The sequence below is a fragment of the Streptomyces turgidiscabies Car8 genome (assembly GCF_000331005.1).
Classification (GTDB): domain Bacteria; phylum Actinomycetota; class Actinomycetes; order Streptomycetales; family Streptomycetaceae; genus Streptomyces; species Streptomyces turgidiscabies.
The window spans coordinates 1-223 of the sequence record NZ_AEJB01000178.1 but is presented as its reverse complement, the minus strand read 5'-3'; the positions used below and the strand labels follow the sequence as shown (position 1 = coordinate 223).

General features: G+C 73.1%; 1 pseudogene. It reads right to left on the bottom strand.

The features are described 5' to 3' along the window. A pseudogene (locus STRTUCAR8_RS11190) lies at positions 1–189 on the bottom strand (MarR family transcriptional regulator); the annotation flags it as partial. Positions 190–223: the final 34 nt, after the last annotated feature.

The following is a 223-nucleotide window of genomic DNA, read 5'->3' as shown; positions in this document are numbered from 1 at the left end:
GGAGGTGATGCCCTCGGGGTCGATGGCGCGTGCGGTGGCCAGCGCGCGGCGGGCGTCACGCACCAGCGGCTTGCGGTCGGCCCGCATCGCGCGGCGGCGTTCGGCTTCCCTGCGCCACCGCTCGGCGGACCAGCGGGCGGCGGTTGCTGCGTACTGGCGGTGGGTGCGCCAGACTTGTCCGTGACTCACGGTTTCCTCGTTTCGGGAGTTGAGTGGGTCGGTG